The following is a 6,664-nucleotide window of genomic DNA, read 5'->3' on the forward strand; positions in this document are numbered from 1 at the left end:
CGTCGGGCGGCAGCGGCCGCGCCGGCTGCGCGCGCCAGAAGCCGCCGCGCGCGGCGAGCAGGACGATCCAGATCAGCAGCGACAGGCAGGACGCCAGGAATGCGATCGCCAGCATCATCGGCGCACCTCCCGCCGTGCACCGCCGCAGCGGATTGCGGCAAGCGCGGACGCCGCGCGCACGGACCCAACAATCGGGGTCAGGTTGAAAGCGCCGGAAACGGCGCCTGCGGCCGGCCGCGGGTGCGGTCCGGCGGGGCAATACTCGTAGGAATCGACGGTCATCGACAGGCCTTGAAATGTGCTCGACGTCGGGCTACCGGGGGGAAGCCCGCGAAACCGCGTAGTTTACTGGGTTCCGCGCGCGCGGGCGCCGAGCGGGCCGTCCCCCGATTGCAACATGGATGAAACGGCACCAGAGCAAGGACCGGCCGATAGAGTTAAAATGCGCGATTAATTCGGGGTGCCGGGCCGTTCCTGCATTCATAACATTAGTCGGGACGATCGAAGCAGCTGGCTTGCCGGCTCCCTCGAACCCCGCGTCTGTCGTCGGAGTTCGCTTGCCTATGCGAGTCATCCTTGCCCAGCCTCGCGGTTTTTGTGCGGGGGTTGTCCGGGCGATCGAGATTGTCGATCGCTCGCTGCAACAGCACGGTGCGCCGGTCTATGTGCGCCATGAAATCGTTCATAACCGGCACGTCGTCGAAAATCTGCGTAATAAAGGGGCACGATTCGTTGAGGAACTCGACGAGGTGCCTCACGGCGCTGTCGCGATCTTCAGCGCACACGGTGTCGCCCAGACGGTCGAGCGTGACGCTGAAGCGCGCGGGCTCGACGTGCTCGACGCGACCTGCCCGCTCGTCACGAAAGTGCACGTGCAGGGCCGTCAGTATGTGGCGGCGGGCCGCCGGCTGATCCTGATCGGCCATGCGGGCCATCCGGAAGTCGAAGGCACGATCGGCCAGATTCCGGGCGAGGTGATCCTCGTCCAGAGCGAAGCCGAGGTCGACACGCTGACGCTGCCGGTCGATACGCCGGTTGCGTACGTCACGCAGACGACGCTGTCGGTCGACGACACGCGCGGCATCATCGAGGCGCTGCAGCGTCGTTTCACCGACATCGTCGGGCCGGACACGCGCGACATCTGCTACGCGACGCAGAACCGCCAGGCGGCGGTGCGCGAGCTGAGCGCGCAGGTGGACGTGCTGCTCGTGGTCGGTGCAACGAACAGCTCGAACTCGAACCGGCTGCGCGAGATCGGCACCGAAAGCGGTGTGCCGAGCTATCTCGTCGCCGACGGCTCGGAAGTGAAGGCCGAATGGTTCGCGAACGCGCAGACGGTGGGGCTCACCGCCGGCGCGTCGGCACCCGAAGAGATGGTCGAGGATGTAATTGGCGCGCTGCGCGCGCTGGGGCCCGTCGAAGTCACGACGATGGCGGGCCGTGAGGAAAAAGTCGAATTCAAGCTGCCGGCGAAGCTCACGCAAGCTGTCGCCCGCGAAGTTTAAGGAGGACATCCCTTGTCTATTCCGCTGCTCCAGCAAGTCCGCGTCGGCGCGTACATCACGCGCCAACACCTGTCCGGCAACAAACGCTATCCGCTCGCGCTGATGCTCGAGCCGCTGTTCCGCTGCAACCTCGCTTGCAACGGCTGCGGCAAGATCGATTACCCGGACCCCATCCTGAACCAGCGCCTGTCGGTCCAGGAATGCCTCGAGGCCGTCGACGAGTGCGGCGCACCCATCGTGTCGATCGCCGGCGGCGAGCCGCTGCTCCACAAGGAAATGCCGGAGATCGTCAAGGGCATCATGAAGCGCAAGAAATTCGTGTACCTGTGCACGAACGCGCTGCTGATGGAAAAGAAGATGGACGACTATCAGCCGAGCCCGTACTTCGTCTGGTCGGTCCACCTCGACGGCGACCAGCAGGCACACGACCACTCGGTGTCGCAGGAAGGCGTGTACGACAAGGCGGTCGCGGCGATCAAGGAAGCGAAGCGCCGCGGCTTCCGCGTGAACATCAACTGCACGCTGTTCAATGATGCAGTCCCCGAGCGCGTCGCGAAGTTCTTCGATACGCTCAAGCCGATCGGCGTCGACGGCATCACCGTGTCGCCGGGCTACGCGTACGAGCGCGCGCCGGACCAGCAGCACTTCCTGAACCGCGACAAGACGAAGAACCTGTTCCGCGAAATCCTGAAGCGCGGCGAAGGCGGCAAGCGCTGGTCGTTCAGCCAGTCGTCGCTGTTCCTCGACTTCCTGGCCGGCAACCAGACTTACAAGTGCACGCCGTGGGGCAACCCGGCGCGTACCGTGTTCGGCTGGCAGAAGCCGTGCTACCTGGTCGGCGAAGGTTACGTGAAGACCTTCAAGGAGCTGATGGAAGACACGAACTGGGACAACTACGGCGTCGGCAACTACGAGAAGTGCGCGGACTGCATGGTCCACTGCGGCTTCGAGGCGACGGCCGTGATGGACACGATGGCGCATCCGCTGAAGGCGTTCGCCGTGAGCCGCAAGGGCATCAAGACCGAAGGCCCGTTCGCACCGGACATTCCGATCGACAAGCAGCGTCCGGCCGAGTACGTGTTCTCGCGCCACGTCGAGATCAAGCTCGAGGAAATCCAGCGCGCCGGCAAGGGCAAGCTGCAGAAGCCGGCGAAGCCAGCCGCGGCGGCTTAAGCTCCACATCGCGCTGCGACGCGATGCGCACGGCGTCAGCGCCGCGCACATCGACGCCGGCTAGCCGGCCGCACGAAAGGGTGCAACGGAATCGTTCCGTTGCACCCTTTTTCTTTTGCCTTTGCTGACGCCGGGCGGCAACGCGTGACGCCCCGATCCATCGACGCCCGCGCGGCACGCGGCCGGCATTGCGTGTCCGGTCACGCAGGCATTGCGGCCATGCCTCCCGCTTGCCGTTCGCGCATCTTCGCCACCGCGAGCGCGAGCGGCGCTTGCATACCGCACGACGCAAACGCGCACACGTGCTGCCACAGCTCGGCCAGCCGATTGCGCGACAGCGTCGTGACGCAGTCGTCGTGCGCGGTCAGCACCTTCTCCAGCGCCGCGCATTCGTCGTCGCGCAGTGTCCACGCGCCGCCGTTCGCCGCGCGTTGCGCGCACGCATCGAGCACGCGCTCCGCCTCGAGACACAGCTCGATACTCGCGTCGTGCGAACGACTATCTTCGATCGACACGAACACCAGATAGACGCTCGTCCGCAAACGCATTAGCAACGCCTCGTGTCCGTGATCGCCGCGCAGCGCGACGAGCGCCATATGGCATTTCAGCGAGATGTCGCGCACGTGCGCTGGCGGCAGCGGCAACAGCCACTCGCGCGTCAGCGGCCGGCGACCTTTGGCTCTTTTCGCAGGCTTCATGATTGGGTTCGATTGGGGTGGGAAGGGCACGCGCGGAACGTGGAGCGCAGTGTGAAACCATCGTAAGCGACATGCCGTTCGACTTGAACAACCGGATTCGCAATTCAAAGTTTCTGCTTTCGGAAAATTCTCGTTGCGATGTCCACACGCAAATGGCGGCGCGATGCACCCGGCGCGGACGCGCGATAATCATGCATCGCGCCCGCCGTCATGCTCACCGTCATGCACGGCGAGCGCACGACACGTGTCCTCCATCCATTCGAGCAATTCCATGTCTGCCATCGACATCACCACGATAGAAAGCTGGCACGCGCACGTCTACTTCGACGCCGCCAGCCGCGACGCGGCCTGGGCGTTTCGTCAGATCGTCGACGAACGGTTTGGCGCGATCATCCAGCTCGGCCGTTTCCACGAGCGCCTGGTCGGGCCGCATCCGGCGTGGTCGTATCAGATCGCGTTCGATGCCGCGCACTTTTCCGACATCGTGCCGTGGCTCGTGCTGAACCACCGCGCACTCGATATCTTCGTGCATCCGAATACCGGCGACGCGCTGCGCGACCACCGCGATGCGGCCGTGTGGATCGGGAAATCGTATGCGCTGAATCTGGCGGCGCTGGCCGAGTGACGCGCGGCGTTTCGATCACGCGACATACATCGCAACGCTGACGAACTGACACAGGCTGCCCGCGAGAACGAACAGGTGCCAGATGCCGTGGCCATGGCGGATGCGCTCGTCGTTGATGAAAAAGTAGATGCCTGCGCTGTAAATGACGCCGCCGGCCACGAGCCAGGCCGTTCCCACTGGCGGCAACGCGTGAATCAACGGACGGATCGCAACGAGCGCGAGCCATCCCATCAGCACATACAGCACCATCGAAACCACGCGGGTGCGCCGCCCGAGCGTGAGTTCCTGCGCGATGCCCAGCGCGGCGAGCCCCCAGCTCACGCCGAATAGCGACCAGCCCCACGGCCCGCGCAACGTGACGAGGGTGAATGGCGTGTAGCTGCCGGCAATCAGCAGGTAGATCGCCGAATGGTCGCATTTCTGCAGAATCGCTTTCAGGCGCGGCCTGCGCACGCTGTGGTAAAGCGTCGAGATCGCGTAGAGCACGCACAGCATCGCGCCGTACACGCTGAAACTCACCACCTTGTAGGCATCGCCCTTGAGCGCGCCCATCGTCACCAGGGTTGCCAGCCCCGCCACCGATAGCACCGCGCCGACGAGATGGGTAATGCTGTTGAAACGCTCACCGACATGCACGACGTCATCCTCCTGCGCGGGTTCATCGGGGCAAATACGTCATATGATACCGGCCGGGAAACGATGCCGTGCTGCGACACGATGCAGGTGCCGCAAAAACGGCCGGCGACTGCGTCGCGCACGACCGTTGCGCGGCATGCACGCGATGATCCGGAGGAACCGATGCAACCCGACCTGAATCTGCTGATCGCGCTCGACGCGCTGCTCGACGAAGGCAGCGTTGCCGGCGCCGCGCGCCGCATGAACCTCAGCCCGCCCGCGATGAGCCGCACGCTCGCGCGCATTCGCGAAACGATCGGCGATCCGGTCTTCGTGCAGGCCGGCCGCAGGATGGTGCCGACGCCGCGTGCGCTCGCGCTGCGCGACGCGGTGCGCGACACGGTCGAGCGCGCATCGCAGCTGCTCGCGGCGAGCGCCGAAGTCGATCTGCGCACGCTCGACAGGCAGTTCAGCGTGCGCGCGAACGACATCTTCGTCGGCATGCACAGCAGCCGGCTGCTCGACGAAATGGCGCGCGGGATGCCGCGCGCGATGATCCGCTTCATGCCCGAGGAGGACGACGTCGACGACGACGCGCTGCGCAGCGGCCGCATCGACCTGTTCATCAGCGCATCGCGCCGCCTCGGGCCCGAGATTCGCGTGCAGCCACTGTTCACGACGACGTTCGTCGGGCTCGCGCGCAGCGGTCATCCGATTTTCGACGACGACATCACGCCCGAGCGCTTCACGCGCTGGCCACATGGCGGCGTGTCGCGGCGCGGCAAGTCGTCGGGGCCGATCGACGCCGCACTCGCCGAGCGCGGGCTCGGACGACGCGTGCGGCTCGTGCTGCCGACGCCGTACGCGGCCGTGTTTGCGCTGCTGGAATCGGACCTGATCCTGCCGCTGCCCGAGCATCTCGCGCGCGGCGCGGTGCAGGCGGGGCTCGGCGTGCGGATGTTCGAGCTGCCGATTCCGCTCGAGACCGTGCTGATCACGCAGGCATGGCACCCGCGCTTCCAGAGCGACCCCGCGCATCAATGGCTGCGCCGCGTCGTGCGCGGACTGTGCGCCGGCCCGTCGGCATTGCAGCCGGCGCACGCATGAGGTGAGCCCGACCCGTGAGCCCGACCCGTGCGTCGAACGCACGCATCGAGTGCAAAGACATCACTGTTCTGATCACGAACCCCGACCGTAGACTGCTTGCGTTCTTCATCGCGGAGCGTAAGCAGTGCGTATTGCAGAAGATTCGGCAGCAGATCCACCGGCCTCGCCCGGACGCCTGAGTCGGGCGACGGCGAGCCTGCTCGCGCGTATCGACCTCTTCACGCCGCGCGGCGCATACATCGCGCGTTCGATCGCCGCGGCGGCGCTCGCGCTCGGCGTCGCGTACCTGCTGGAGCTGGAAACGCCGTACTCGGCCGCGTCGACCGTGCTGCTCGTGATCAACCCCGTGCAGGGCGCGGTGATCGGCAAGGGCGTGTGGCGCGTGGTCGGCACGATCGCCGGGATGCTGGTCGCGTTCGTGCTGATGGGCTTTTTCGCGCAGAAGCCACTGCTGTTCATTCTCGGCTTCGGCTTCTGGCTCGGCCTGTGCGTCGCCGGGATGACGCTGCTGCGGCACTTTCGCGCGTCGGGCACGGTGGTCGCCGGCTATACGATCGGCCTCGCGACCTACGGCGCGATGCAGCGCCCCGAGCTGACCTTCGAGCACGTGATCGGTCGCGGCTCGACGGTCGTGATCGGCGTGCTGTGCCTGAGCCTCGTGTCGATGCTGTTCGCGACCCGCGACGTGCGCATGAAACTCGAAGCGCTGGTCGCGCGGCTCGCCGCGTCCGCCGCCCGTGCGATTGCCGTGCAGCGCGGCGGTTTCGCCGCCGCGCCTGGCGACGATCAGCGGCTCGCGCTGCTGGCCGGCGTCTACGGGATCGACGACCTGCTCGCACTCGGCAAGGCCGAATCCGAGGATCTCGCGCAGCGCGCGCTGGCGGTGCGGCACGGGATGGCGTCGCTGTTCGCCGCGCTCGCGGGCGGCACGCCGCCGCTGC

Annotated in this window: 7 protein-coding genes; 5 read left to right on the top strand and 2 right to left on the bottom strand. The window is 66.2% G+C overall.

Annotated elements, in window-relative coordinates; translation table 11 throughout:
• Positions 1-563: 563 nt before the first annotated feature.
• Both ispH and hpnH read left to right on the top strand, forming a co-directional pair.
• Positions 564-1,505 carry a 4-hydroxy-3-methylbut-2-enyl diphosphate reductase gene (ispH, locus tag G3N94_RS38700; protein WP_205799477.1) on the top strand — a complete coding sequence of 314 codons (942 nt, stop codon included), beginning with the start codon at positions 564-566 and terminating at the stop codon, positions 1,503-1,505.
• A 12-nt stretch (positions 1,506-1,517) separates the two neighbouring features.
• Positions 1,518-2,678: an adenosyl-hopene transferase HpnH gene (gene hpnH, locus G3N94_RS38705; RefSeq protein ID WP_205799478.1), complete on the top strand. Its 1,161-nt coding sequence runs from the start codon at positions 1,518-1,520 to the stop codon at positions 2,676-2,678.
• A gap of 200 nt (positions 2,679-2,878) precedes the next feature.
• Here hpnH and G3N94_RS38710 read toward each other — a convergent pair whose 3' ends face one another.
• The gene (locus tag G3N94_RS38710; protein ID WP_205799479.1) at positions 2,879-3,376 is read right to left on the bottom strand and encodes a hypothetical protein; all 498 of its coding nucleotides are present in this window, start codon (positions 3,374-3,376) and stop codon (positions 2,879-2,881) included.
• Between the two features lie 271 nt (positions 3,377-3,647).
• On the opposite strand from G3N94_RS38710, the gene G3N94_RS38715 reads away from it, so the two are divergent.
• Positions 3,648-4,001 carry a DOPA 4,5-dioxygenase family protein gene (locus G3N94_RS38715; protein ID WP_205799480.1) on the top strand — a complete coding sequence of 118 codons (354 nt, stop codon included), beginning with the start codon at positions 3,648-3,650 and terminating at the stop codon, positions 3,999-4,001.
• Between the two features lie 15 nt (positions 4,002-4,016).
• Here the strand turns inward: G3N94_RS38715 and G3N94_RS38720 are convergent, their stop codons facing one another.
• Positions 4,017-4,637 (bottom strand): hemolysin III family protein, encoded by a 621-nt coding sequence (locus tag G3N94_RS38720; RefSeq protein WP_205799481.1) that lies wholly within the window; start codon positions 4,635-4,637, stop codon positions 4,017-4,019.
• Positions 4,638-4,799: 162 nt separating this feature from the next.
• Between G3N94_RS38720 and G3N94_RS38725 the strand changes: the two genes are divergently transcribed.
• Both G3N94_RS38725 and G3N94_RS38730 read left to right on the top strand, forming a co-directional pair.
• Complete coding sequence (locus tag G3N94_RS38725; RefSeq protein ID WP_205799482.1) at positions 4,800-5,723, top strand: LysR family transcriptional regulator; 924 nt, start codon at positions 4,800-4,802, stop codon at positions 5,721-5,723.
• Positions 5,724-5,847: 124 nt separating this feature from the next.
• Positions 5,848-6,664, top strand: an 817-nt coding sequence (locus G3N94_RS38730; protein WP_205799483.1) for an FUSC family protein, incomplete at its 3' end; no start/stop codon positions are given.

The sequence above is a fragment of the Burkholderia sp. Ac-20353 genome (genome assembly GCF_017104785.1).
Taxonomy (GTDB): Bacteria; Pseudomonadota; Gammaproteobacteria; order Burkholderiales; family Burkholderiaceae; genus Burkholderia.